This is a genomic window from Fodinicola feengrottensis, from assembly GCF_010993775.1.
GTDB classification, from domain to species: Bacteria; Actinomycetota; Actinomycetes; order Mycobacteriales; family HKI-0501; genus Fodinicola; species Fodinicola feengrottensis.
Map to the genome: position 1 here is coordinate 22,967 of NZ_WOTO01000019.1, position 23,326 is coordinate 46,292.

29 protein-coding genes and 6 pseudogenes are annotated in these 23,326 nt (G+C 69.1%); 10 read left to right on the forward strand and 25 right to left on the reverse strand.

From position 1 onward, the window contains the following. Positions 1-159: 159 nt before the first annotated feature. The 5 genes from GNX96_RS53015 to GNX96_RS18725 all read right to left on the reverse strand — a co-directional run bounded on the left by GNX96_RS53015 (position 160) and on the right by GNX96_RS18725 (position 2,233). Positions 160-432, reverse strand: coding sequence for a GNAT family N-acetyltransferase (locus tag GNX96_RS53015; RefSeq protein ID WP_390624062.1), 273 nt, complete (start codon positions 430-432; stop codon positions 160-162). Further along, positions 336-677 (reverse strand): GNAT family N-acetyltransferase, encoded by a 342-nt coding sequence (locus GNX96_RS18710; RefSeq protein WP_279580772.1) that lies wholly within the window; start codon positions 675-677, stop codon positions 336-338. The genes GNX96_RS53015 and GNX96_RS18710 overlap by 97 nt, the downstream gene beginning before the upstream one ends. Then, complete coding sequence (locus GNX96_RS53020) at positions 674-895, reverse strand: hypothetical protein (protein ID WP_279580773.1); 222 nt, start codon at positions 893-895, stop codon at positions 674-676. Before GNX96_RS53020 ends, GNX96_RS18710 begins: the two co-directional genes overlap by 4 nt. Before the next feature lie 99 nt (positions 896-994). Continuing rightward, on the reverse strand, positions 995-1,930 hold the full coding sequence (locus GNX96_RS18715; protein ID WP_452124486.1) for a thiamine-phosphate kinase: 936 nt from the start codon (positions 1,928-1,930) through the stop codon (positions 995-997). Positions 1,931-1,963: 33 nt separating this feature from the next. Continuing rightward, complete coding sequence (locus GNX96_RS18725; RefSeq protein WP_163569079.1) at positions 1,964-2,233, reverse strand: hypothetical protein; 270 nt, start codon at positions 2,231-2,233, stop codon at positions 1,964-1,966. A 44-nt stretch (positions 2,234-2,277) separates the two neighbouring features. Between GNX96_RS18725 and GNX96_RS18730 the strand changes: the two are divergent. Both GNX96_RS18730 and GNX96_RS18735 read left to right on the forward strand, forming a co-directional pair. Beyond that, positions 2,278-2,562: pseudogene (locus tag GNX96_RS18730) on the forward strand (DUF3515 family protein); the annotation flags it as partial. A 124-nt stretch (positions 2,563-2,686) separates the two neighbouring features. Next, a complete protein-coding gene (locus tag GNX96_RS18735) occupies positions 2,687-3,091 on the forward strand; it encodes a tetratricopeptide repeat protein (protein WP_163569081.1) in 405 nt (134 codons plus the stop codon). A 9-nt stretch (positions 3,092-3,100) separates the two neighbouring features. Here GNX96_RS18735 and GNX96_RS64030 read toward each other — a convergent pair. Continuing rightward, positions 3,101-4,212 (reverse strand): annotated as a pseudogene (locus tag GNX96_RS64030) (D-alanine--D-alanine ligase family protein). 204 nt (positions 4,213-4,416) lie between these two features. Between GNX96_RS64030 and GNX96_RS18745 the strand changes: the two are divergent. Further along, positions 4,417-5,292 carry an esterase/lipase family protein gene (locus GNX96_RS18745; RefSeq protein WP_279580775.1) on the forward strand — a complete coding sequence of 292 codons (876 nt, stop codon included), beginning with the start codon at positions 4,417-4,419 and terminating at the stop codon, positions 5,290-5,292. Positions 5,293-5,307: 15 nt separating this feature from the next. Here GNX96_RS18745 and GNX96_RS18750 read toward each other — a convergent pair whose 3' ends face one another. Continuing rightward, positions 5,308-5,916 (reverse strand): hypothetical protein, encoded by a 609-nt coding sequence (locus GNX96_RS18750; protein WP_163569082.1) that lies wholly within the window; start codon positions 5,914-5,916, stop codon positions 5,308-5,310. Positions 5,917-5,941: 25 nt separating this feature from the next. On the opposite strand from GNX96_RS18750, the gene GNX96_RS18755 reads away from it, so the two are divergent. Next, entirely contained in the window at positions 5,942-6,574 is a 633-nt protein-coding gene (locus GNX96_RS18755) for a PucR family transcriptional regulator (protein ID WP_163569083.1), read from the forward strand. 16 nt (positions 6,575-6,590) lie between these two features. Here the strand turns inward: GNX96_RS18755 and GNX96_RS53040 are convergent, their stop codons facing one another. Together GNX96_RS53040 and GNX96_RS53045 are read right to left on the reverse strand one after the other, a co-directional pair. Beyond that, positions 6,591-6,845, reverse strand: a complete 255-nt coding sequence (locus GNX96_RS53040; RefSeq protein ID WP_279580776.1) for a hypothetical protein — start codon at positions 6,843-6,845, stop codon at positions 6,591-6,593. Further along, complete coding sequence (locus tag GNX96_RS53045) at positions 6,836-7,153, reverse strand: TetR/AcrR family transcriptional regulator (protein WP_279580777.1); 318 nt, start codon at positions 7,151-7,153, stop codon at positions 6,836-6,838. Before GNX96_RS53045 ends, GNX96_RS53040 begins: the two co-directional genes overlap by 10 nt. 89 nt (positions 7,154-7,242) lie before the next feature. On the opposite strand from GNX96_RS53045, the gene GNX96_RS53050 reads away from it, so the two are divergent. Beyond that, on the forward strand, positions 7,243-7,464 hold the full coding sequence (locus GNX96_RS53050) for a hypothetical protein (protein ID WP_279580778.1): 222 nt from the start codon (positions 7,243-7,245) through the stop codon (positions 7,462-7,464). Next, entirely contained in the window at positions 7,461-7,781 is a 321-nt protein-coding gene (locus GNX96_RS53055; protein WP_279580779.1) for a cupin domain-containing protein, read from the forward strand. Before GNX96_RS53050 ends, GNX96_RS53055 begins: the two co-directional genes overlap by 4 nt. A 142-nt stretch (positions 7,782-7,923) precedes the next feature. Here GNX96_RS53055 and GNX96_RS18770 read toward each other — a convergent pair whose 3' ends face one another. The 12 genes and pseudogenes from GNX96_RS18770 to GNX96_RS53075 all read right to left on the reverse strand — a co-directional run bounded on the left by GNX96_RS18770 (position 7,924) and on the right by GNX96_RS53075 (position 14,962). Beyond that, entirely contained in the window at positions 7,924-9,081 is a 1,158-nt protein-coding gene (locus GNX96_RS18770; protein WP_279580780.1) for a PLP-dependent transferase, read from the reverse strand. Further along, positions 9,078-10,078, reverse strand: a pseudogene (locus GNX96_RS18775) (NAD(P)H-dependent glycerol-3-phosphate dehydrogenase). Before GNX96_RS18775 ends, GNX96_RS18770 begins: the two are co-directional and overlap by 4 nt. Next, positions 10,075-10,356 (reverse strand): hypothetical protein, encoded by a 282-nt coding sequence (locus GNX96_RS53060; RefSeq protein ID WP_279580781.1) that lies wholly within the window; start codon positions 10,354-10,356, stop codon positions 10,075-10,077. The pseudogene GNX96_RS18775 and the gene GNX96_RS53060 overlap by 4 nt, the downstream one beginning before the upstream one ends. Further along, on the reverse strand, positions 10,353-10,736 hold the full coding sequence (locus tag GNX96_RS53065; protein WP_279580782.1) for a lysophospholipid acyltransferase family protein: 384 nt from the start codon (positions 10,734-10,736) through the stop codon (positions 10,353-10,355). Before GNX96_RS53065 ends, GNX96_RS53060 begins: the two co-directional genes overlap by 4 nt. 239 nt (positions 10,737-10,975) lie before the next feature. Next, positions 10,976-11,512: a hypothetical protein gene (locus tag GNX96_RS18785; protein WP_163569084.1), complete on the reverse strand. Its 537-nt coding sequence runs from the start codon at positions 11,510-11,512 to the stop codon at positions 10,976-10,978. Positions 11,513-11,590: 78 nt separating this feature from the next. Beyond that, entirely contained in the window at positions 11,591-12,853 is a 1,263-nt protein-coding gene (locus tag GNX96_RS18790; RefSeq protein WP_163569085.1) for an ABC transporter permease, read from the reverse strand. Between the two features lie 238 nt (positions 12,854-13,091). Next, positions 13,092-13,559: pseudogene (locus tag GNX96_RS53070) on the reverse strand (ABC transporter ATP-binding protein); the annotation flags it as partial. Positions 13,560-13,617: 58 nt separating this feature from the next. Next, complete coding sequence (locus tag GNX96_RS18800) at positions 13,618-14,091, reverse strand: hypothetical protein (RefSeq protein ID WP_279580783.1); 474 nt, start codon at positions 14,089-14,091, stop codon at positions 13,618-13,620. Then, complete coding sequence (locus GNX96_RS18805; RefSeq protein WP_163569087.1) at positions 14,021-14,275, reverse strand: hypothetical protein; 255 nt, start codon at positions 14,273-14,275, stop codon at positions 14,021-14,023. The genes GNX96_RS18800 and GNX96_RS18805 overlap by 71 nt, the downstream gene beginning before the upstream one ends. After that, a complete protein-coding gene (locus GNX96_RS18810; protein WP_163569088.1) occupies positions 14,272-14,418 on the reverse strand; it encodes a hypothetical protein in 147 nt (48 codons plus the stop codon). The genes GNX96_RS18805 and GNX96_RS18810 overlap by 4 nt, the downstream gene beginning before the upstream one ends. Next, positions 14,415-14,738, reverse strand: coding sequence for a hypothetical protein (locus GNX96_RS18815; RefSeq protein WP_279580784.1), 324 nt, complete (start codon positions 14,736-14,738; stop codon positions 14,415-14,417). Before GNX96_RS18815 ends, GNX96_RS18810 begins: the two co-directional genes overlap by 4 nt. A 5-nt stretch (positions 14,739-14,743) precedes the next feature. After that, complete coding sequence (locus GNX96_RS53075) at positions 14,744-14,962, reverse strand: hypothetical protein (protein WP_279580785.1); 219 nt, start codon at positions 14,960-14,962, stop codon at positions 14,744-14,746. A gap of 451 nt (positions 14,963-15,413) precedes the next feature. Between GNX96_RS53075 and GNX96_RS18825 the strand changes: the two genes are divergently transcribed. Further along, complete coding sequence (locus GNX96_RS18825; RefSeq protein WP_279580786.1) at positions 15,414-15,884, forward strand: glycosyltransferase family protein; 471 nt, start codon at positions 15,414-15,416, stop codon at positions 15,882-15,884. Between the two features lie 208 nt (positions 15,885-16,092). Here GNX96_RS18825 and GNX96_RS18830 read toward each other — a convergent pair whose 3' ends face one another. Then, complete coding sequence (locus GNX96_RS18830) at positions 16,093-16,329, reverse strand: hypothetical protein (RefSeq protein WP_163569090.1); 237 nt, start codon at positions 16,327-16,329, stop codon at positions 16,093-16,095. A gap of 425 nt (positions 16,330-16,754) precedes the next feature. On the opposite strand from GNX96_RS18830, the pseudogene GNX96_RS18835 reads away from it, so the two are divergent. The 3 genes and pseudogenes from GNX96_RS18835 (at position 16,755) to GNX96_RS53080 (ending at position 20,026) form a co-directional block, all read left to right on the forward strand. Continuing rightward, positions 16,755-18,942: pseudogene (locus GNX96_RS18835) on the forward strand (RNA degradosome polyphosphate kinase). 171 nt (positions 18,943-19,113) lie between these two features. Then, positions 19,114-19,776, forward strand: a complete 663-nt coding sequence (locus GNX96_RS18840; RefSeq protein ID WP_279580787.1) for an NUDIX hydrolase — start codon at positions 19,114-19,116, stop codon at positions 19,774-19,776. Next, positions 19,736-20,026, forward strand: coding sequence for a hypothetical protein (locus tag GNX96_RS53080; protein WP_279580788.1), 291 nt, complete (start codon positions 19,736-19,738; stop codon positions 20,024-20,026). The genes GNX96_RS18840 and GNX96_RS53080 overlap by 41 nt, the downstream gene beginning before the upstream one ends. A gap of 165 nt (positions 20,027-20,191) precedes the next feature. Here GNX96_RS53080 and GNX96_RS18845 read toward each other — a convergent pair whose 3' ends face one another. The 3 genes and pseudogenes from GNX96_RS18845 to leuC all read right to left on the reverse strand — a co-directional run bounded on the left by GNX96_RS18845 (position 20,192) and on the right by leuC (position 23,240). Beyond that, positions 20,192-20,677, reverse strand: a complete 486-nt coding sequence (locus GNX96_RS18845) for an HU family DNA-binding protein (RefSeq protein ID WP_163569091.1) — start codon at positions 20,675-20,677, stop codon at positions 20,192-20,194. Positions 20,678-21,232: 555 nt separating this feature from the next. Then, a complete protein-coding gene (gene leuD / locus GNX96_RS18850; protein ID WP_163569092.1) occupies positions 21,233-21,829 on the reverse strand; it encodes a 3-isopropylmalate dehydratase small subunit in 597 nt (198 codons plus the stop codon). A gap of 3 nt (positions 21,830-21,832) precedes the next feature. Continuing rightward, positions 21,833-23,240: pseudogene (leuC, locus tag GNX96_RS18855) on the reverse strand (3-isopropylmalate dehydratase large subunit). Positions 23,241-23,326: the final 86 nt, after the last annotated feature.

A 23,326-nucleotide genomic window follows, 5' to 3' on the forward strand; every position in this document is an offset into this window, starting at 1 on the left:
TTTCCGGAGTTTTCTGAAGTCGATCGACGGGCCCGCGGACAGCGGCCCGCGATCGTGGGTCGTCACCAACGGCACTTCGTATTTCTTTCCGCAGTATTTTGCGGGCCGCGATCGTCAATGCCGCTCACGGCACGAATCAGGGGCCTCTGGACGCGTTCCTTATTGGCTGTCCGGCGCTCGGCCCTCGGTACGAGCCCGTCTGGGCTTAGAGGCTGCGGCCGTACGAGCGGACGGCTGGTTCGTTGGCGTAGTGGCCGAAGTCCGGGATCCGCTGGTAGCCGGCACTTTTTCGTACAGCGCGATGGCTTCCGGCTGGGCCAGTCCGGTCTCCAGGATCATCCTTGCCCGGCCGGCTTGCCGAGCGGACTCCTCGACGGCCGCGAGCAGGGTCCTCGCGAAAGGCCCTTGCCGCGCGCTTCGGGACGCACCCACATCCGCTTGAGCTCAGCGTTCTCGCCAACCGTACGCCAGCCAGCGCACCCCACCGGACGGTTGGCCAGCCAGCCGACCAGGAAGACGCCCAGGGGCGGCGTGAACTCCGCTGAGCGTACGGCGGTGGCATCACCGTCCTGGTCCCCGTAGCGGCAGCTGAGGTCCGCCATCAACTCGGCCCGCAGTCCAGCGGCGACCACGTCGTCGTACGCCACCGCCTCGACGCGGATGTGCGCGAGCGTCATCGGGCGAAGTGGTCGTGACCTTGGGGGCCGTCGTACGGGCCGCCGTCGACGGTCACGGCAGGCCCGTCCTCGCCGGCTTCCAGGACCTCTCCGACCCGGATCCAGCCCGCTGGCAGCGGCACCGCCGGCGCGAAGGTGGCCAGCAGCGCGTGGTCGTCGCCGCCGGTCAGGATCCAGCGCAGGGCGTCGTGCCCCAGCGCGTTCGCCGCGTTCGCCATGGGTTTCGGGCACCGGGAAGGCGCCCGAACGCAGGTCGATCGACACCCCGGAAGCATCCGCCAGGTGGCTGGCGTCGGCGAGCAGGCCCATCACTCACGTCACACATCGCGGTCGTCCCCCCCCACCGCGGCGGCCTGCGGCCCGGCGGCGTACGGCGGCTGCGGCCGACGATGGGCCTCCACCAACATTCGAGGCGACCGGAATCCACGGGTAAGCACCGTTATGCCGGCCGCCGCGTGCCCCAACCTGCCAGCGACCGCGACGGCGTCGCCGGCCCGTGCGCCGGCCCTGGTCACCGGCGGCACCCCGGCGAGGTCGCCCAAAGCGGTCGCCGAGAGCATGATCACATCCGCCCGCGAGACGTCCCCGCCGACCACCGAAGCGCCCACCAGGGCGCACTCCTCGCGCAGCCCGTCGGCGAAGTCGTTCACCCAGTCCACCGCGGTGTCCGCTGGGCACGCGAGCCCCACCACCAGCGCGGTCGGGGTCGCGCCCATCGCGACGATGTCGGCCAGATTGGCCGCGGCCAGCTTGTGGCCCACGTCCCGGCCGGACGACCAGTCGCGGCGAAAGTGCCGGCCCTCCAGCATCAGGTCGGTGCTGACGACCACCCGGCCGTCAGTGGCGCGCACCACAGCGGCATCGTCACCGGGCCCTAACAGGCTGCTCGCCCCCTGTGGCAACCTGGCCAAAATCCCCGCAATCAAGCCAAACTCGCCGAGCTCCCCCACCGACACTGACCCTCCCGGCCGCCGAAGTGCCTGCATCCGATCACCGGACAACGCGCATACGGTAGCGTCCGATCGTTGGAAGCGGAGTCGACGACAAGGAGCGTCCCGGTGGTCCAGGCGTACATCCTGATCCAGACCGAGGTGGGCAAGGCCCGCGACGTCGCCGCCACGATCGCCGATATCGGCGGCGTGTCGAAGGTGGACTCGGTCACCGGCCCGTACGACGTCATCGTCCTCACCGAGGCCGAGACCGTCGACGAGCTGGGCAGTTGTAGTGAGTCGAGTACAGAACGTGCCGGGCATCACGCGGACCCTGACCTGCTCGGTGGTGCATCTCTAGCACCTGGTTTTCTTGCTTGCGTGCCTTCCCCGTCCACCCCTGCCCCCCACTCGCCGCGGCGCGGCCCGTACGGCGGCCTTCGTCGCTCTGCCGGTAGCCGTGGTGGCGGGACTCGCCTTCTTCGCCTTCCGCTCGGCGTCGGTCCCGTCGCCGGCGGCGAGCCCGAGCCCCGCTGCCTCTGGTCCGGTGCCGGTCACCGCGCCGCCGAGCGCGTCGGCCGCCTCGACCGCGGTCTGCGGCAAAGCGATCGGCGCGTTGCCGATCACCCTCAACGGCCAGCACTCCCGTGCGGTGACACACGGCGCCGGAGCGAGTGGTCGCTTGGGGTGATCCGCCGGTCGTCATGCGCTGCGGAGTCGCGCCCGTCACGTACCCACCCGACGCGCAGCTGCTGGCGATCAACGGGGTGACTTGGTACGGCCACGCCGTCGGCAGCAGCACCGTCGTCTTCACCAGCGTCGACCGGGAGGTCCCTATCGAGATCACCGTGCCGGCCGCCAAGGGCAACCCCTCCGACCCGATCGCCACCCTGTCGACACCGATCGCGCGTACCGTCCCCGCCAGCGCTTCACCACATCCGTCGCCGAGCCGCTAGCGCGACCGGAATTCCGGCGGCAGACTCACTGTTCACCCATACGCCACGTCAGCTTCGCCGATCGACGCCCGGATCCCTCCGGGCGTCGATCTTGGTGAGCGGGACTTCAAGCGAGGGAGGACTCATGACCCACCAGGCGCCCTTCGCCAACGGGAACGGCAGCGACAGCGCCGCCGAGGTCTACGCGCGCGCCGAGCTCTTCCGGACCGCCGGCCAGCCCGCCGAGGCCGCCCGCATCCTCGAGCCGGTGGCTGCCGAACACCCGTCCAACGCGCAGGTGCTGACCACCCTCGCGCAGGCGTACTTCCACTCCGCGCAGCTCAACCGCGCCGAGGAGACCCTCCGCCAGCTCGTCGAGGTCGCTCCCGCCGACCACTGGGCCCGCTTCGTCCTTGGTCGTACGTTGGAGCGCCAGGGCCGCTATCCGGAAGCCCTGGGGCACGTACGGCTCGCCGCCGCCATGCGCGACCATCCCGACTACCAGGCCGCCCAGAACCGCCTCGAAGGCATGGTCCGCGACTCGGTCTGATTCAGCCGGTCAGCGCAGGCCGGTGCCGCGGCGAAGGGCCGTACGGACCAGGCGGGCGACCAGCGCCGGATACGGGAGGCCGGTGGCTTCCCACATCTTCGGGAACTGCGAGATCGGCGTGAAGCCGGGCAGTGTGTTGATCTCGTTGACGATCAGCTCGTTCTCGGAAGTGAGGAAGAAGTCGACCCGCGCGAGCCCGGCGCCGTCCAGCGCGGTGAACGCCCGGCACGCACGCCGTCTCGCGAATCTCCGCGATCAGATCGGCCGGCAGGTTCGGCGGGATGTCGAACTCGGTCGCGTCGTCCAGATACTTGGTGTCGAAGTCGTACCAACCCTGCCGCGACCCCACCACCCGGATCTCGGACGGCAGGCTGGCCTCCGGCGGCCCGCCGTCCTCGCCCTCCAGCACGCCACATTCGATCTCCCGGCCGATGATCGCGGCCTCCACCAGGACCTTCGGGTCGACCGCGCGAGCGGTCGCGATCGCCGTCTCCAGCTCGGACCAGTCGGTGATCCGGCTGATGCCGATGCTGGAACCACCGCGGGCCGGCTTCACGAAGGCCGACAGGCCGAGCCGCTCCCGCTCGCTCTCACTCAGCGTCTTCTCGTGCGGCCGCAGCACCGCGTACGGGCCGCTGGGCAGCCCCTCGGCGGCGAGCAGCTTCTTCGCATACTCCTTGTCCATGGCGACCGCGGACGCGAGCACACCGGCCCCGACGTACGGGATGTCGGCCATCTCCAGCAGCCCCTGGATCGTGCCGTCCTCGCCATAAGCGCCGTGCAGCACACGGGAAGACCACGTCCACGTCGGACAGCGCCGCGACGACGCCCTCTTCCGGGCGTACGGCGAGCAGCCCGCGAGTCTGCGCGTCGGCGGGCAACACGACCTCGGTGCCGGTCAACACCTCGGGCATCTCCCGGCCGCTCTGGGCCAGTTCCTTCGGGTCGCCGCTGGTGAGCATCCACTGGCCGCGGCGGGTGATGCCGACCGGTACGACCTCGATCTCGTCGCTGCCGGCCAGTGCCGCGAGCACACTGGAGGCGCTCAGGGCCGACACACCGTGCTCGGTGCTGCGGCCCCCGAAGATCACCGCGACCCGGATCTTTCGCTGCCCACCCACCGGTCCATCGCTCATCGCTGCGACCCTACCCGGCGGCCCCCGCCGGCCTGTCGGCTACTCGACCCCGCCCACTGCTCGGACTGTCACCGTGCACAAACCCCGGCCGCGGTTTTCTGCGCCTACTGCCAGTAGTGCCGCAGGTCACAAAGGGAGCATCCTGTGCTTAAACCGCGCACGTCCCGGCCCTGGAGGAAGCATGAAACGGTGGTTCGTACGAGCGGGGCTGGCACTGACGGTGGCCCTCGCGCTGGGCTGGGCGTCGGCGCGGTCGCCGCGGCGGCGCGCGCGGCGCAGGCAGCGACCGGTGGGAACAACGACTTCTCGTGCCGGCCAAGCGCTGCCCATCCGGACCCGGTCGTGTTGCTGCACGGGACTTTCGCCACCTACTACGAAGATCTGAACTTCTTCCAGGCCGATCTCGCCAGCAAGGGCTACTGCACGTTTTCCTTGACGTACGGCGCTTATCCGCAATTCCCATTGGTCGGCGGGCTGGCGCCGATCGCCCAGTCGGCGGTGGAAATCAAGAACTACATCGAGCAGGTACGGGCCAACACCGGTGCCGCGAAGGTCGACATCGTCGGCCATTCCGAGGGCGGGCTGCAGTCCCTTTACGTGACCAAGATGGAGGGCATCTCCAGCCACATCAACCGGGTGGTCGCGCTCGCGCCGCCGACCAAGGGCGCCACCGCCTCGGGTTTGCTGACGTTGGCGGAGAAAATCCTGCCCGGCGGCAAAGCCGAATTCGACCAGATCGTGAAAACGCTGGGAATGCCGGTGTTCGCCGACGAGCTGACCGGCGGATCGGCCGTCGTGGCGCTCAACGACGGACCGGTCGCCCAGCCAGGCGTGAAATACACGATCCTCACGTCTCGTACCGACGAGCTCGTGACGCCGACGGAGAATTCCTTCGTCCGCGAGCCCGGGGTCACCAACTGGTACGTCCAGGATTTCTGCCCCTTCGACCCGGTCGGGCACATCGGCGAGGCGTACGACCTGAATGTCTGGCACCTGATCGACAACGCGCTCGACCCGGCAAACGCGACGCCGATCGCGGTCTGCGTCCTGGGCTCGCCGGGCTGATCGCCCGCACCTTCGTCACAGCCGGTCGCGACTATCGCGACCGGCTTTTAAACGTACCGAGGACTTGCCTTCTGGGTTTGTGCATGGCGACAATGCGGGATGGAGTGGGAGCCACCCAATGCGGCGGACGTGCTGTGGCCGCTGATCGATGAGATCGCGACCGAGATGATCGCGCACTGCGCGACCGAGATCCCGGCGTACCAACTGCTCCCCCAGAGCGTCCTGGAGGGAGACCTGGTCGCCAACGCCCGCGCGGTGTTGGAGCTGTTTTTCAGCACCCTCGCTGCGAAACGGGCACCTACTGAGGAAGAGCTGGCGCTCCCGGTCGCATGGGGCGCCGAGCGGGCCAGGGACGGCCTGCCGCTGGACGCGGTCCTGCAGATCTATCCGCTCGGGGCTCGCGACGCGTGGACTTTCGCGATCCGGCAGGACGGCCTGGATCTGCCTGATCTCGGCGCCAGGATCCTGGATTTCCTCACCATCGTGATGCCCAGGGTCGCCGCCGCGTATTTGCGCGAACGCGAGGCGATCGACTGGGAACAGCGCGAAAGCCGGCAGAACCTGGGCCGGTACGCTGCTCGCCGGCCGTCCCGCGCACCGCGCCGCCGAGCGATCGGGACGCAAGCTCGCGGACCGCTATCACGTCGTCGTGTTCCACCTCCCGGGCGTCGAGGCGGCGGCGGGCAGCCGAGCGGCCACCGAGCTTTTCCGTACGGTCCAAAGCAAACTCGACGCAGAGCACGACGTTCTCGCAACCTTCGAACGAGACGGCGGAGTGCTGCTGGTCCCCGGCCCGGCAGCCCGGGTCGGCCAACTGCTCGGCCGGATCGACCAGGCCGCGCGGTCATCCTGCACGGCCGGCGCCGCGGCCGCGCCGGACCACTCCGGTATCCCGGCCGCCCACCAGGAGGCCACCGAAATTCTTACGCTGGCCGAAAATCTGCACCGCGGACCGGGCGTCTACTGGTTGGCCGACCTCGCCATCGAATACCAACTCGCCCAGCCGAGCCCGGCCCGCACCAGCCTCGCCGATATTTTGGCGCCATTGCGGGAACATCCGCATCTCATCGAGGCTCTGCGGTCCTTCATCACCACCGGCTACAACCGCGGCGCGGCCGCTGTAGCGCTCAACATCCACCGGAACACCCTCACCTACCGGCTCGGCCGCATTCGTACGCTCACCGGCTACGACGCGACAAAACCAGCGGACGCTCGACAACTCGCCGCGGCGATGACGGCCTACGACATCACCACGGCGCGCACAATCGGAATCCGATTGTAACGACGTGCGGTGCCTGTCACGGCGACAAGAAGACCGCGACCGCCTCGTCGGCGAGCACGTCCGATCGTGGGGCCGCTGGATCGGTTTGGGCCAGCTGCGACAGCCCGAGGATGGCCGCGTAAGCGACCCGTGCCCGAGACGCGGCGCGGTCCGGTGGCAGGCCGAGTTCGCGGTAGGTGCTGGTCAGGACCCGCAGCCGAGCCTGGTTCACCTGACCCACCGCGTCCCTGACCCGAGGATCATTGCGGTCGCCGAGCAGGCTCAGGTGCACCGAGGGCGCCAGCGGCCGAGCGGCGTGCACGACAGTGACGAGGAGCTCGCGCAGCCGCCGCGCGCCGGATCGGCGATCGCGGTGAATTCGACAAGTCCGTCGTCGCCGTGACTTCGTACCCACTCCGCGAGAGCCGCCGCGATCAGCTCGTCCCGGCTCCGGTAGTGCGCGTAGAAACTTCCCTTGGTCACGCCGAGCGTCCGCGCCAGTGGTTCGACCGCGACCGCGGCCAACCCGCCGTCCGCCATCGCCTTCAGCGCGGCCCGCGCCCAGTCCTGGGCGGACAGCCGGGTCGACTCGTTCACCATGGCCAGCAGGATACGCCACCGTATTGACCAGTTCGACGACTGCAGGATACGGTGGCGTATCCATACTGTGCAGTATTAAGGAGGTAGGGATGGAGCACATGAAGGTTCGCCGAGTGGTCACTGGCCACGACTTCCAAGGCAAGGCCCGCGTCGTCGACGACCGCGATGTCGAGCCGATCACTTCCGGGCTGATGCCCGACTGTGCGGCCTACCGGCTGTGGGGCCGCGATGAGCGACCCACGCTCCCGGACGACGCTCGCCACACCGCGCCGAGGCATACTACCCGCCCCGAGACGGATCGCGTTTCATGATCAACACGATCCCGCCCGGCGAGCTGGTCCCGCCGACGAATGTCGACACGGCCGCGGCTTTGGCCGAACTGGAGCGGCAAATGCCGGGCGCGATGGCCGCCATGGAGCCCGACGCGCCAGGGATGCACACCACGGACAGCCTCGACTACGTCCTGATTGTCTCCGGCGAGGTCACCCTGGAACTCGACGACGGCGAGCGGACGGTGTTGCGGGCCGGTGACGTGGTCGTCCAGAACGGCACCCGGCACGCCTGGCGCAACCATGGCACCGAGACCTGCATGATCGTCGGCGTCGCTATCGGCGCGGACCGGGTCTGACCGGTCACTATCGGTGGTTTGCGTTGTTGATCTTGTTTAGTTGGTCGGTACGAAAAAGACATTCCGGACTGATGCCCGTTATGTACGGGCCAACTAACCAAGATCAACACCGAGCGTCCCGGAGGGTGACTTCGGGGCGAGATCAGGTGAGCGCGTGTTCCAGGGCCGCTGTTACGTCAGCGATGAGGTCTGCTGGGGTCTTCGCAGCCGGCGGAGAAGCGGACGAAGCCCTCGGGGACGGCGTCGCCGGGACCCCATTGGGCGCGGCGGTCGGCGGTGGAGTGCAGGCCGCCGAAGGAGGTGGCGGCGGCGACCAGGTGGGAGGCGGCGACGAAGCGGGCGACCGCGGCGGCCGAGGGGAGGGCGAAGGACAGGACAGGACGCCGCCGTGCCGGCGCATCTGGCGGCTGGCCAGCTCGTACGCGGGGTCCGCCGGCCAGCCGGGATAGCGCAGGCCGGTCACCCCCGGGGTCTCGGACAGTACCGGGATCAGGGCGAGCGCGTTCTGCGCCTGTCGGCCCAGCCGCAGGTCGAGGGTGCCTAGTGAGCGGTGCGCGAGCCAGACCTCGAAGGGGCCGGGCATCGCGCCGGCGAGCCGGCGCCAGAGCGAGAGCCGGTCGGCGAGGTCCTGGGTCGCGCAGGCGACGTGGCCCAGCAGCAGGTCGGAGTGCCCGGCGATGGCCTTGGTGTCGCTGTAGACCGCGAAGTCCGCGCCCAGCGCCAGCGGCAGCTGCCCGAGCGAGCGGGGTGGCGGTGGTGTTGTCAACCGCCACCAGCGCGCGCCTTCGCGGTGCGCGGCGGCGGCGATCTCGGCGATGTCGCACACGTCCAGGCCGGGGTTCGAAGGCGTCTCCAGCAGCACCAGCGCAGCACCGGCCAGCGCGCTCAGATAGTCGCCGGCGGTGGGCACCTCACGGACCTCGACACCGCGGGGCGCCAGGTGGTTGGCGGCGAGGGTACGGGTCGTGTAATACCCGTCACTGGGCAGCACGAGCACCTCGCCCGGACGCAGGAAATCCAGCAACAGGGCCGAAATCGCCGCCATCCCGGTGGGGAAGGCGACCACCGGGCCACCGTCCAGGCCGGCCAGCGCCCGCTCGTACGCACGGATCGACGGATGGCTGATCCGGGCGTAGCCGTCGGCCGTACCCACCGGCTGGTCACCGAGGTGGAAGGGCGCCGCGAAGACCGGGCTGGGGATCAGCGGCTGGCCCGGCTCAGCCGGCGACGCGCCACCGGTGACCACCCGAGTGCCGTCACCCCAGGTGCTGTCCGGCGCGGTGCCATCGACCGAGATCACGCCGTCTCCGATTTGGTCTCGCGGCCCATCAACTGCTTCACCGCGACCGCCGGCAGCACGCTGGCGTGACAGACCCGGACGACCTGTTCGGTCAACGGCATGTCGACGCCCGCCTTGATCGCCAGGTCCAGGATCGACCGGCAGCTCTTCACGCCCTCCGCGGTCCTGGTGGCCGCGGTCGCCTCGGCGAGGCTGGCGCCCTGGCCCAGCCGTACGCCGAAGGAGTGGTTGCGGGACAGCGGCGAGGAGCAGGTGGCCACCAGGTCACCGAGCCCGGCCAGGCCGGCGAAGGTCTGCGGATCGGCGCCCAGCGCCTGCCCGAGCCGAGCGGTCTCGGCGAGTCCGCGGGTCATCAGCGACGCCTTGGTGTTGTCGCCGAAACCCATCCCCTCGGCCATCCCGCAAGCCAGCGCGATCACGTTCTTCACCGCGCCACCGAGCTCGCAGCCAAGCACGTCGACATTCGTGTACGGGCGGAAATAAGGAGTCGTCGTCGTACGCTGCAGCCGCTTCGCCCGGCCGCTGTCGGTGCAGGCGATGACGGTCGCGGCTGGTTGCCGGTCGGCCAGCTCGTGGGCCAGGTTCGGGCCCGAGACGACCGCGACCCGGTCTTGCGACACCCCGGTGACCTCGACGATCACCTCGCTCATCCGCATGGTGGTGCCGAGCTCGATGCCCTTCATCAGGCTCACCAGGGTCGCCTCGGCGTCGATTGCCGCACGCCATCCCTCCAGCTGCCCGCGCAGCGTCTGGGACGGGATCGCGAGCACCACCAGGTCAGCGCCGGTGATCGCCTCCTGGGCGTCCGTGGTCGCGGTCAGGGTGGCCGCAACCCGATGCCGGGCAGGTATTCCTCGTTCCGGTGCGAGGCGTTGATCGCGTCCGCCACCTCCGGCCGGCGAGCCCACAACGTCACGTGGTTGCCGGCCTCGGCGAGGATCTTGGCGAACGTCGTACCCCACGAGCCGGCTCCGAGCACCGCGCTGTGCGTCGTCATGAAGTGGCTTCCCGCTTCCGGCCGGCCTTGGGCAGGGTGAACAGCGGACCGGTCGGCGCCGGTACGCCACGGATCTCGGCCAGCATCTCGCGCAGCCGGAGCATGGTCTTCTCGGTGAGCTCGTCCAGCAGCTCGACGGTCACCGGGCGATCGGCGTATTCGCTGAGGTCGATCGGCTCACCGACGACAACGGTGACCGGCGTACGCCACCGCGGCCGGAACTTGCCGGTGACCGGGTGGTGGATGCGTTGCGCGCCCCACTGCACGACCGGGATCATCGGCGCGCCGGACACAGCAGCGCGAGCCGGGCCGCGCCAGTCTTGCCTTTCATCGGCCAGAGGTCGGGATCCTTCGTACAAGTGCCCTCGGGGTGCATCAGGACCAGGCTGCCGTCGGCCACCGCGTCGACCGCGGCGGCCAGCGCCTTGGCCGCGTCGGCACTGTTGCGGTGGACCGGAATCTGGTGCGCGCCGCGAAAAACCATCCCGATGAACGGTTTGTGGAACAGCGTGTCCTTGGCCAGGAAACGCGGGTTCCGGGGCAGGTCCACGATGAAGTGCCCGAGCACCAGCGGGTCGATCTTGGAGATGTGGTTGGTGACCACCACCGCGCCGTCCGGCGGGATCAGCTCCTGCCCGCGCCATTCGTGCCTGGTCATCACCAAGATGGCCGGCTTGAGGACGGCGATCGCCAGTCCCAGCCAACCCCCCCCGCCGCACCCGCGTCACGCGCCCGTCACCCCAGTCGACACACCCATCGGCATCGCCCGATCATCACCCACCCCGTACGCCACTGTCGAGGCGGGCGCCCAGCTTTGCGTACGCGGGATTGTCCGCATAGGCGCCGTGCGTGCGTTGGACACACGCACGGCGCCATGCGGACAACCACAGCGGGCAGTTAGTTGCCGTTGGGGGCCGGGAGAACGGTGATCTGCGAAGCCGTACGCGAGGTGCCGGTGCTGCCGGGCTGGCTGGCGACCGAGATGTTGTCGCCGGGTTTGAGATTGGTGATCGCACCGGGCGTGGACGTGTAGACCTTGCCGCCAGCGGCGAGCGTGACGGTCACGTTGCCGGCCCGGGTGGTGATCACCACGGTGTTGCCGGACACCGAGGTGACGGTGCCGGTGAGGGCCACGTTCCGGCCGCCGCCAAAACCCTGGCCGCCACCGCCCTGTCCCGCGCCCTGCCCGCCACCAGCACCGCCGCCCCCCGCGCGTGCCGCCGCCGTTCGGGAAGCCCTCCCCGCCGCGGAACTGGCCGCGCTGCAAGCCGGTCGGCGCGGTGAACCGACCACTCGCGAAACCGCCGCCGAAGAGCACCACGGCGAGGACGACCGCGCCGTGATGATCAGCGGCTTGCTTGCGGGCGCCGCCAGCCGGCTTCGGGCCGCCCACCGTGCTGCCCACGATGCCGGGCTGCGCCGGCGCGACGGCATACGGGCCGGGCTGCGGCGCGGCGGCAGGTGGCGGAGGTACGGGCTGGCCGCCGAGCGGACCGGTCGGCGTGGGTGGGTTCACGGGTGGCTGGGACATGGTCTTTTCTCTCCTTGTTGTGACGAGGTCATTCGTGCCGGAGGGCCTCGACCGGGTCGAGCCGGGCGGCCTGCCGGGCCGGCCAGTAGCCGGCCAGGATGCCCACCACGACGCGCGGCCGCGACGGCGATCCCGACGCCGGTGAGGCTGGCGTGCGCGGACACGTTGATCGCGCGGCCGACCAGGCTGGTGGCGATCGCGCCGATGACGGCCCCGACGATCGCACCGCCGATGGTGACCAGCACCGCCTCCACCAGGAACTGCAGCCGCAGGTCGCGCTGGCGGGCGCCGATGGCCTTGCGAGTGCCGATCTCCCGGGTCCGCTCGCGGACGGCCACCAACATGGTGTTGGCGATGCCGATCCCGCCGATCAGCAGCGCGATGGCGGCGATGCCGATCAGGAAGTTGCTGATGATGGACGCCTGCTGGTCGGCGACCGCGAGCAGCTGGTCCTGGCTGACGATGCTGAAGTCGTCCTGCGCGGTGCCGGCGATGCCGTGCCGCTGGCGCAGCAGCGCGGTGATCTCGGCGCTGACGAAGGTGGTCACCGACGGGTCGGACACCGACAGGGACACCGAGCGTAGCGTCCCGCCGGCGACCAGCCGGTCGGCGGCGGTGGTCAGCGGTACGAGCACGTAGTCGTCCGGGTTGATGCCGCCGCCGCCCTTGGGCTGGGTGACCCCGATGACCGTGAACGGGATGCCGTTGATTTTGACGCTGGAGCCGACCGCTGACGCCGGTGTCAGACCAAGGTCCGTCACCGTTGTCGGCCCGAGAACCGCCACCGGCAGTTTGCGGTCGTACTCCAGCAGCGAGCTCATGAACGTGCCGACCTGCAGCGTGTAGCCGCGTACCTGCGACTCCGCGGCGGTGGTGCCGGTGACGGTCGTGGTGGTGTTCGACTGGCCACGTACGACCAGCGCGTTGGTCGAGACCTCCGGAGCGAAAGCGGACACGCCCGGCAACCCGCCGATCGCGGTCGCGTCGTCGGTGGTCAGCGTGGTCGCCGTACCGGCCGCGCCGCGGACGCCGCCGGTGGTGGCGGCCCCGGCCTGGACCGAGACGAGGTTGGTGCCGAGGCTGGCGACGCCCTGGGTGAGCTGCGTACGGGCGCCGTCGCCGACGCCGAGCAGCGCGACCACCGCGGCGACGCCGATGATGACGCCCAACGCGGTCAGCGCGGTCCGGAGCTTGTTGACGCTCAGCCTGCGCAGTGCAAGCCGGAGCGCTTCGAAGAGGCTCACATCCACCCCGCAGCGAGCGCCGGGTCGGTGAACTGGCCGTCGGTGAGCTGCAGCACCCGGCTGGGGCCATCGCGGCCACCCCCGGGTCGTGGGTGATCATCACCAGTGTCATGCCGTCCGCGTGCAGCTGGGCGAGCAACTGAAGGATCGACGCTCCGGCGGTGGTGTCCAGGTTGCCGGTCGGCTCGTCCGCGAGCAGCAGCTGCGGCCGGGTGACCAGGGCGCGAGCGATCGCGACCCGCTGACGCTGGCCACCGGACAGCCGCGACGGGTCGTGCTTCAACCGATCGGCGAGGCCCACCTCCAGCAGAGCCGCGGTCGCCCGCTCCAGGCGCTCGGCCCGGCGTACGCGCGCATAGACCAAAGGCGCGGCGACGTTCTCCAGCGCCGACTCCCCCGCCACCAGGTTGAAGCTCTGGAAGACGAACCCGATGGCCCGGTTGCGCAGGCCCGCCAGCTGGTCGTCGGTCAGCGAGACGGTGTCCACGCCGTCGACCAGCAGCCGCCCGCCGGTCGGCCGGTCGAGCAAGCCGAGCAGGTGCAGCAGCGTTGACTTGCCGGAGCGACGACGCCCCATCACCGCGACCGACTCGCCACGGTGCACGGCGAGGTCGATCTCGCGGACGGCTCGGACGATCTCGTCGCCCACCTGGTAGTCACGGGTCAGCTGGATCGCCTGCAGCACCGGCGCCGGGGGCGCGGTCATTTCCGGGTATTCGTACGTGGCCTGAAGGTCGACCGGCTGGTAGCCGGCCTGGTACGGATCAGTTGCCACCGGTGCCGCCCGTACGACGCCCGCCGGTGCCGCCGGTGCCGAAGCCCCCGCCGCCACCACCGAGGCCGGCGCCACCGCCGAAGCCGGTACGTCCGCCACCAGTCCCGCCGGTGGTCGTACCGGTCGACTGCTGCGGGTTGACCACGCCGGTGACCACCGTCTGGCCGACCGTGAGACCGACCACGACCTCGGTGAACTGGCTGGTGGTCAGGCCGATCTCCACCGGCGTGGTGACCGGCTGGCCGTCGCCGCCCATGAGCTGCACGGTCGGCGCGTCGTCGGTGCCGCCAATCGCCGAGGTCGGCACCGCGAGCACGTTGGCGTGCGAGGTGACCGTGACGTTTACGTCCGCGGACATCCCGGGCAGCAGGCCGGACGGCAGCGAAGAGAGGCTAAGCGAGATCGGGAAGGTGACCACCGACGACGTACCGCTGCTGGTGTTCGCCTCGACCGGCCGGGACACCACGGTCGACGGGGGTCGAGCCGCTGCCCAGTGCCGGGAAGGTGACGCTCGCGGACTGGCCGGCCGAGATGTGGCTGACGTCCGCCTCCGGCACCGACGCCTGCACGGTCATCGTGCTGGTACGTACAGACACCGCGTCGGAGCTGGGCGGCGGGACGCCGACACTGACGTTGACCGCGGTCACCACGCCGCTGAAGGGCGCGCTTTTAGGGTGGCCGCGTCGACCGCGGCCTGCGCCTGGTCGACGGCCTGTTGGGCCTGCTGGATCGCGATCTGCTGGGCGTCGGTGGTGTCGACATCGACCACTGTGTACGAGTCGGTGTTCATCGCCGGACGGACGGGCAGGGGGGTGGGCGGTGGGGCTCGGCGTCGGGTGCGCGCTCGGGCTGCTGGACGGCTTGGGGGTCGGCTTCTTCGTCGTCGGCTTGCCGCCGGTCGGTTTGGTGGTGCTCGTACGACCGCCGCCACCCGCCGCCCCCGCCGGATGAGCCACCGCTGGCACTCTGGCCGGTCGAGTTCGTACTCGTACCAGCCTGGGCCTGCGCGAGCTGTGCCTTGGCGAGCGTCAGCTGCGCCTGCTGGCTGGTCGCGTCGACGGTCGCGAGCTGCTCGCCGACCGAGACGGTGTCGCCCACCGCGACGGACACCGCCGTCACCTTCGCCGCACCGCTGGACGCCGACACACCCCGCCGGACGAGCCGCCGCTGGAGCCGCTGGCCCCCGACGTACCGCCGCTGGAACCGCCCGAGGCACCGCCACCGGACGAGCCGCCGCTGGAGCTCGAAGACCCGCCGAAGGACAGCGCGACGGTCTGCGAGGCCTGGGCCGTACCGGTCGCCTGGACCGTGTCCGAGACGGTGGTTTTGGCCACCTTCGCAGTGAGATATGTGGGTTTGCTGCTGGCGCTCGACCCGGTGGTGACGGCCCAAGCCCCGCCCCCGACTGCAACAACGACTACGACGACACCCGCGATTACCCATGCCGGCTTCAGCCGGATGCGACGTTGCATTCCACGTTTCTATGGAGCAAGCCTGTGAATGCCGTATGAAACGACTGAGCGGACCCTGAGAGGCCGGCTGGGAACTCCCAGAGGCCGTCTCCGGCCTGTCACATCGCTCGAGTGGGACAATAAAAACGGTGTCGTCGTCACTGCGATGGTCGGTCGTCGTACCGGTCAAACGGCTCGCGTACGCCAAGACCCGGCTGCGCCCAGGCCTGCCCGGAGTCAGTCACCTCGAGTTGGTGAGCCAGCCATCCCGCCGACACCGTCGCGGCCGCCCTCGCCTGCGCCGCGGTGGGCCGGGTGATCGTGGTGACGGACGATGATGAAATCGGCCCGTACTGGCCAAACTCGGCGCGATCTGCGTTCCGGACGTGCCGGATTCCGGCCTGAACCCCGGCCCCTCACGTACGGCGCCGCCGTGGCCGCCGAGCTGGCCCCTTTGGACGGCGTGGCCGCCCTCGGCGGCGACCGGCCGGCGCTGCGCCCAGCCGAGCTGGCCTCGGCCCTGGCCGCCGCCCGGATCGCCGAGCGCGCCGTGGTCGCCGACACCCCCGGCACCGGCACCGCGCTGCTCACCGCGTCGGCCGGAGTGCCCCTTCGACCCGCTTTCGGCTCCGGATCAGCGGCCGCCCACGTCGCTTCCGGCGCGGTCGCACTCGGCGGCGAGTGGCCGTCCCTGCGCCGGGACACGGACACGCTCGCCGATCTCGGCACGGCCGCGGAACTGGGCCTCGGCCCTCGTACGAGCATGCTCGTCGCCGCCGTGTCAGTGGTCGCCGCCACCTGCTAGGTCGGTTTCGTTGACCGACTGCGGCGCGAAACTGTCGTACCCACGTATTGGTGTTGAGCTTAGTTAGTCGGTTCGGTCGTTGAGTGCCGCACTTTGTCCCGCACTCGACGTCGAGTGCGGGACAAAGTGCGGCAGTCGACGGCATTGGCAGGTCATGGGGAGCGGAACGCCGCGGGAGCGGGCCGAGCCGCCGGAGCGTACGAAAGCGCTATGCCTGGCAGGCCAGGGACTGCTTGGAGCCGGCCGGGGCGCCGGCCGGGAACTGGGCGGGCTGCAGGCACTGGGCGGCCCATATCGGGACGGTGACCTTGCCGCCGTCCACCTTGAACAGCATCGCCAGCTGGTCCAGCGGTTCGCCGCCGGCGTCCTGGGCCTTGAGCAGGCCCCACGCGTACGAGCCGCCGTCGCATACCGGGCCGTTGACGAAGGTCACGTTCTTGGCCACCGCGCTGCCGCCGATCGCGGCGTAGGCGGCCTCGATCAGTTTCGGCTTGAGGGTGCTCGCGGCCTGCGGGCACGGGCCGGACTGGACCGGGCCGGGCGTGGGGGCTGGCCGGCGTGACCGCCGCGGCCGAGCCGGTCGGGGCCACCGGGGTGCTCGGCGCCGCCGCGCGGGGACTGCCGCTGGGACGCAGGAACAGGAAGGCCGCCGCCGCGACGGCTATCACCGCGACGACCGCGATCGCCGCCATCACGATCCATCGCCGACCGGACCTGGCTGCGCTCGATTCCGGTCTGACATGGGACATGCGGCATCCTCCTGAACAAGTCGGCGTGGGGTCCCCCATCATCGCGGACGTGACTTACGCCGCTGACGGCGGCCGAAGCGTTCGCGACTTGATGGTGTGGTGTTCACCAAGTCGGGGGATGATGGCCGCCGTGAGTACGACTACGGATCAGACCGCTGACCAGGCCGCCGAGCCGACCGACCGCCCCGAACAGCCGACCCGGCCTGCGCCGGCACCGCTGCCCGACGACCGGTTCATCAACCGGGAGCTGTCCTGGCTCGACTTCAACGCCCGGGTGCTGCGGCTGGCCGAGATGCCGGACACACCCCACTGCTGGAGCGGGCCAAGTTCCTGGCGATCTTCGCGTCCAACCTGGACGAGTTCTACATGGTTCGGGTGGCTGGGCTCAAGCGCCGCCAGTCGACCGGGCTGTCGGTCCGCTCCCCCGACGGACTCTCGCCGCGCGAGCAACTGGAACGGATTTCGGTCGAGGTGCGGGACCTCGCGTCCCGGCACGCCACCTGTTTCACCACCGAGGTGCAGACCGCGCTGGAAACCGAAGGCGTCCGACTGGTCCGGTGGGAGGACCTCGACGCCAGCGAACAGGACCGCCTGCACACGTATTTCCGCGAGCAGGTTTTCCCGCTGCTAACGCCACTGGCGGTCGACCCGGCGCACCCGTTCCCCTACATTTCCGGGCGGTCGTTGAATCTCGCGGTGACCGTACGGGATCCCGATGACGGCATCGAGCGGTTCGCGCGAGTCAAGGTGCCCAACAACGTGCCCCGGTTCGTGAGTGTCACGGACGGCGGATTCCTGCCGCTGGAGGACATCATCGCCGCGCACCTCTCGCAGCTTTTCGAGGGCATGGAGGTCGCCGAACAGCACGTGTTCCGGGTCACCCGCAACGCCGACCTGGAGGTCGAGGAAGACCGCGACGAGGACCTTTTGCAGGCGTTGGAAAGAGAACTGGCCCGCCGCCGGTTCGGCCCGGCGGTCCGCCTGGAGGTCGAGGAGACGATGACCGAGCGGATCCTGGATCTGCTCGTACGAGAGCTGGACGTGAGCGCCGCGGACGTGCAGCGGGTCCCCGGTTTGCTGGATTTGACGGCATTGTGGCAGATCTACGGCATCGATCGGCCGGATCTGAAAGACAAACCCTTCGTGCCGGCCACCCATCCGCGGTTCGCCGAGGGCGAGACGCCGCGCAGCGTTTTCGCCACCCTGCGGGACGGCGACGTGCTCGTGCACCATCCGTACGAGTCCTTCTCCACCAGCGTCCAGCGTTTCATCGAGCAGGCCGCGGCCGACCCGAATGTGCTGGCGATCAAACAGACTCTTTACCGTACGTCCGGAGATTCCCCGATCGTCGACTCGCTGATCGACGCCGCCGAGGCTGGCAAGCAGGTGGTCGTGCTGGTCGAGGTGAAAGCCAGGTTCGACGAACAGGCCAACATCGCCTGGGCGAAAACCCTGGAGCGCTCCGGCTGCCATGTCGTCTATGGCTTGGTGGGCCTCAAAACGCATTGCAAGGTCTGCCTGGTGGTACGCCAGGAGGGCTCGCAAATCCGTCGCTACGCACACGTGGGCACCGGGAACTACAACCCCAAGACGGCCCGACTTTACGAGGATCTGGGGCTGTTCACCGCGGATCCGGCGGTCTGCGCCGACCTCACCGACCTTTTCAACGTACTGACCGGATATTCCCGGCAGACCCACTACCGCTCGCTGATGGTCGCGCCCTACGGCATCCGTTCGGGCATTATCCGGCGGGTCGAACGTGAGGTCAGCCACGTGAAAGCCGGCCGGCCGGGACTGATCCAGATCAAGGCCAACTCCATTGTGGACGAACAGATCATCGACGCGCTCTACGGGCTTCGCAAGCCGGCGTACGCATCGATCTGCTCATTCGCGGAATCTGCGCGCTGCGCGCCGGCGTGCCCGGGGGGCTGAGCGACAACATCACCGTTCGCTCGGTGCTCGGCCGATTCCTGGAACACTCCCGGGTGCTGCGATTCGGGAACGGCTCGAATCCGGCCGAAAGTGCCGACCGCCCGGACCGATCGACCTACCGCCAGGAGTTCTGGATCGGCTCAGCGGACCTGATGCACCGCAACCTGGACCGGCGGGTGGAAGACCTCGTACAGGTCACCGACACCACCGCCCGCAAGCGCCTGGGCGACATTTTCGAGCTGCTGCTGGCCGCGGACACCGGTGGTTTCGACCTGCTGCCGGACAACACGTGGCGCCAGCGCACCGGGCCGGGCGGCGAACCGCTGCACGATCCGCAGGAGGAACTGTTGCACCGCACCGCATCTCGCGCGGACTGAGGTGACTTTGCCCATCACCGCAACGATGGCGGCCGGCTCCAGTACGGCCACCACGCCCGCTCAGAGCCACCCTGCGCGACTTTGTGGTGCCACTGTTCGTCATTGTCGCGGCCCGGCGTTGCGGTGGCCCTCGGTCAGGCTGAGCGGCACGGCTGGACGTATGGTGGCCAAGTGAGCCCGCGACCCGAGTTACGCGCCGCCGGCGGGGTGCTGTGGCGCCGCGATCCCAGCGGTGCCACCGTCATCGCCCTCGTCCACCGCCCGCGCTACGACGACTGGTCGCTGCCTAAGGGAAAGCTGGCCACCGGCGAGCATTCCCTCACCGCCGGATATCGGGAAGTCCTCGAGGAGACCGGCATCACGCCGACGCTTGGCCGGCGGCTGGTTCGTACCGAATATCCGGTGTCGATCAGCGAGAAAATCGCCCGCAAGGTCGTCGACTATTGGGCCATGCGCGCCGCTGACGGCGATTTCCAGGCCAATGACGAGGTCGACGAGCTGAGGTGGCTGACCGTCGAGAAAGCGACCGACGCGGTCTCGTACCGGCACGACCGGGCCGTGCTCGCCGCCTTCGCGCAAGCCGAGCCGGACACCACCACGATTTTGCTCGTACGACACGGCAGCGCCGGCGACCGGACCCAGTGGCGCGGCACCGACGACCTGCGACCGCTCGACCCGACCGGACACCGGCAGGCGAAGCGCGCGGCCACCGTGTTGCCATGTTTTTGGCCCGCGACGGGTGATCTCGGCCGACAAAGTCCGATGCGTGGAGACCATCCGTCCACTTGCGACAGTGCTCGGGCTGCCGGTGGTCGTCGACGACGATTTCGGTGAGGAGCGGCACGCCCGGAACTCGACGCGTGCTGGCGAACTCGTACGCGCTCTCGCGATGGCCGGCGAGCCGGTGGCGATTTGCAGCCAGGGCGGGCTTATTCCCGACACGGTCGCCGAACTGGCCGCTGCCGACGGCATAGCACTCGAAGATGTGCCGTCCCGCAAGGGAAGTGTGTGGGCACTGAGCTTCACCGGCCGCCGCCTGATCGCCGCCGACTACTACCGGACTCTGAAGCCGGAGAAGTCCTAACCACAAAGCGTGGCGGGCAGTGAAAGGACCGCTAGGCTGAAGCGGGCTAAACACGGCCGAACCGTGCCGGGAAAGGCAGCTATTGCCAAGAGTTTTTTGGTGACTCACGCAAACGCCGGGCCGACCCAGTGGGTCGGTCCGGCGTTTGCGTTTTACGGCGGTGAGTTACCGCTTGCGGGCCGGGGCCTTCTTGGCCGGAGCCTTCTTGGCCGGAGCCTTCTTCGCGGCGGTGGCCTTGGTCGCGGCGGCCTTCTTGGCCGGAGCGGCCTTCTTGGCCGGGGCGGCCTTCTTCGCGACCGGCGCCGGTCCGCGGCTCGCACCAACGGCGGTGGCCTTGGTGGTCGCCTTCGCGCCGGGGGTCTTCGGCAGCTTCTTCGGGTCGGCCACCACGGTCTTGAAGCCAGTGCCCGACGGAAAAGCCGGAACGGCGGTCTTCTTGACCTTCACCGATTCGCCGGTGCGCGGGTTGCGGGCGGTACGGGCCGCGCGAACGCGCTTCTCGAACACACCGAAACCGGTGATCGCCACCCGGTCGCCCTTGGCCACGGTGCGCTGGATCTCGTCGACGATCTGCTCCAGAGCATTCGCCGCGGTCTTGCGGTCATCGAAGCGCGTCGTCAGCGCCTCAATGAACTCGGCCTTGTTAACCATTGTCCCCTCCAGGGTACATACCGGCCCCATCGAGGCCGCTCACCGGGGAACCGTAAGGCCAAAGCGCCAAAGACACAAATATTTGCCGGCCGGAAGTCGTTGCTCAGCAACGGTTTGGGGGGCCTCGGCGGGCCCGATCGGGGCCCTTACTGGCAAACCGGGGCGCACGCTCCGGTGACCCTGCGAGGGCCCAAAAGACCGGCCGGGGCGTTCCAGTCATGCCCCAGGATCATTACCATACAAGGAAAATCGACTAAGCAAGGAAAGTGGCCGGACCACCGGCGATGCCCTCGACGGCCAACCTTGAACAGCCATCGGACCGGCGCCGCGACCGCGCCCCAAGTGCCACGGAAAAATTTTTCCAGTCCTGGCGTGTCGCGGCCGTGTCAGCGGCCTCAGATCCCCCCAACCGGGCCGATTCGGCGTCCGCGACTGCCCGACCGACGGACGCCGACCCGGCGATCCGCCGCTGTCCCGACCGACAAAACGCGGCGCCGAAAACGCGAAGGTGCCCTGCCGCTTTCGCGGGCAGGGCACCATCTGGAGCCGATGAGGTCAGGCGTCGACGGTCGTCCGGGGCAGATAGGACGGCCGGTTTCGTTCGTACGCGTCGATCTCGTCCACGTGCCGCAGCGAAAGGCCGATGTCGTCGATCCCCTCCATCAGCCGCCAGCGGGTGTAGTCGTCGATTTCAAAGGGCACGCCCTCAGAACCCCACCGCACCTCGCGGGCAGCCAGGTCCACAGTGACCTCAGTCTCGGGCTCATCGACGAGATCGTTCTGCAGTTGCTCGATGTGCTTCTGGTGCAGCACGGCGGCCAGCAGACCGGCCTTGCCTGAATTGCCACGGAAGATGTCGGCGAACCGGGACGAGAGCACCACCCGGAAGCCGTAGTCCATGAGCGCCCAGACCGCGTGCTCACGAGACGAGCCGGTGCCGAAATCGGAGCCGGCGACCAGAATCGAGGCGCCCGAGTAGCGCTCGTCGTTCAACACAAAGGTGGGATCGTTGCGCCAGGCCGAGAACAGCCCGTCGGCGAAGCCGGTCCGGGTGACCCGCTTCAGGTAGACCGCCGGGATGATCTGGTCAGTGTCGACATTGGACCGAAGCAGCGGTACGGCCCGCCCGGTGTGCACGGTGATCTTTTCCATCGCTCAGTCCTCCAGATCCGCCGGGGCGCTCAGGTGCCCGGTTACCGCGGTGGCGGCCGCCACCAAGGGCGACACCAGGTGCGTACGGCCACCCTTGCCCTGCCGCCGGCCCTCGAAATTCCGGTTCGACGTGGACGCCGAGCGCTCCCCCGGAGCCAGTTGGTCCGGGTTCATACCGAGGCACATCGAACAACCGGCGCCACGCCATTGGGCGCCGGCCGCGGTAAAGATGTCGTGCAGTCCTTCTTCTTCAGCCTGCAGCCGCACTCGCGCCGAGCCTGGTACGACCAGCATTCTCACGCTGTCGGCGACCTTGTGCCCACGGATCACCGCGGCCGCGGCCCGCAGGTCCTCGATGCGGCCATTCGTGCAGGAGCCGAGGAAAACCGTGTCGACGGAAATGTCCCGGAGCGGGGTGCCGGGAGTGAGGTCCATGTACGCCAGCGCCCGCTCGGCCGAGGAACGGGCCGAGGGATCACTGAAAGACTCCGGATCGGGCACCGTCCCGCCCAGCGGCAGGCCCTGCCCGGGATTGGTGCCCCAGGTGACATACGGGGTGAGCACGGACGCGTCGAGTTCCACCACCTCATCGAAAACGGCGTCCCACATCGGTGGCCAGCTCGCGCCACGCTTTCACCGCGGCGTCCCAATCCTCGCCTCGCGCCACGTGCCGGCGGCCCTGCAGATAGTCGAAGGTGGTGTCATCCGGGGCGATCATGCCGGCCCGCGCACCGGCCTCGATGCTCATGTTGCAGACCGTCATCCGGCCTTCCATGGACAACGACCGGATCGCGTCGCCGCGGTATTCCAGGACATATCCCTGGCCGCCGCCGGTGCCGATCTTGGCGATCAAGGCGAGAATGACGTCCTTCGCGGTGACGCCCTCGGCCAGCGAACCGGAAACCTCGACGGCCATCGTTTTGAAGGGCTTCAGCGACAAAGTCTGGGTGGCGAGCACGTGCTCGACCTCGCTGGTGCCGATCCCGAAGGCGAGCGCGCCGAAAGCGCCGTGGGTGGAAGTGTGACTATCTCCACAAACCACGGTCATTCCGGGCTGCGTCAAGCCCAACTGCGGGCCAATCACATGCACGATGCCCTGCTCGGCGTCGCCGAGTGGATAGAGCGGCACCCCGAATTCCTCGCAGTTGCGCCGAAGCGTCTCCACCTGCGTACGACTCACCGGGTCCGCGATCGGCTGGTCGAAATCGACAGTGGGGACATTGTGGTCCTCAGTGGCGACGGTGAGATCCGCACGGCGCAACGGACGGCCGGCCATCCGCAGCCCGTCGAACGCCTGCGGACTGGTCACCTCATGGAGAAGGTGAAGATCGATGTAGAGCAGATCCGGCTCGCCAGCGGCGGACCGAACCACGTGGCTGTCCCAGACTTTCTGGGCGAGGGTGCGTCCCATGCCAATTCCCGTCTGTCTTGTCATCGTGCACAGCTTGTCATCCTGCATAGTGGGATGATAATTTCGTACTGTGGGACAGACTACCA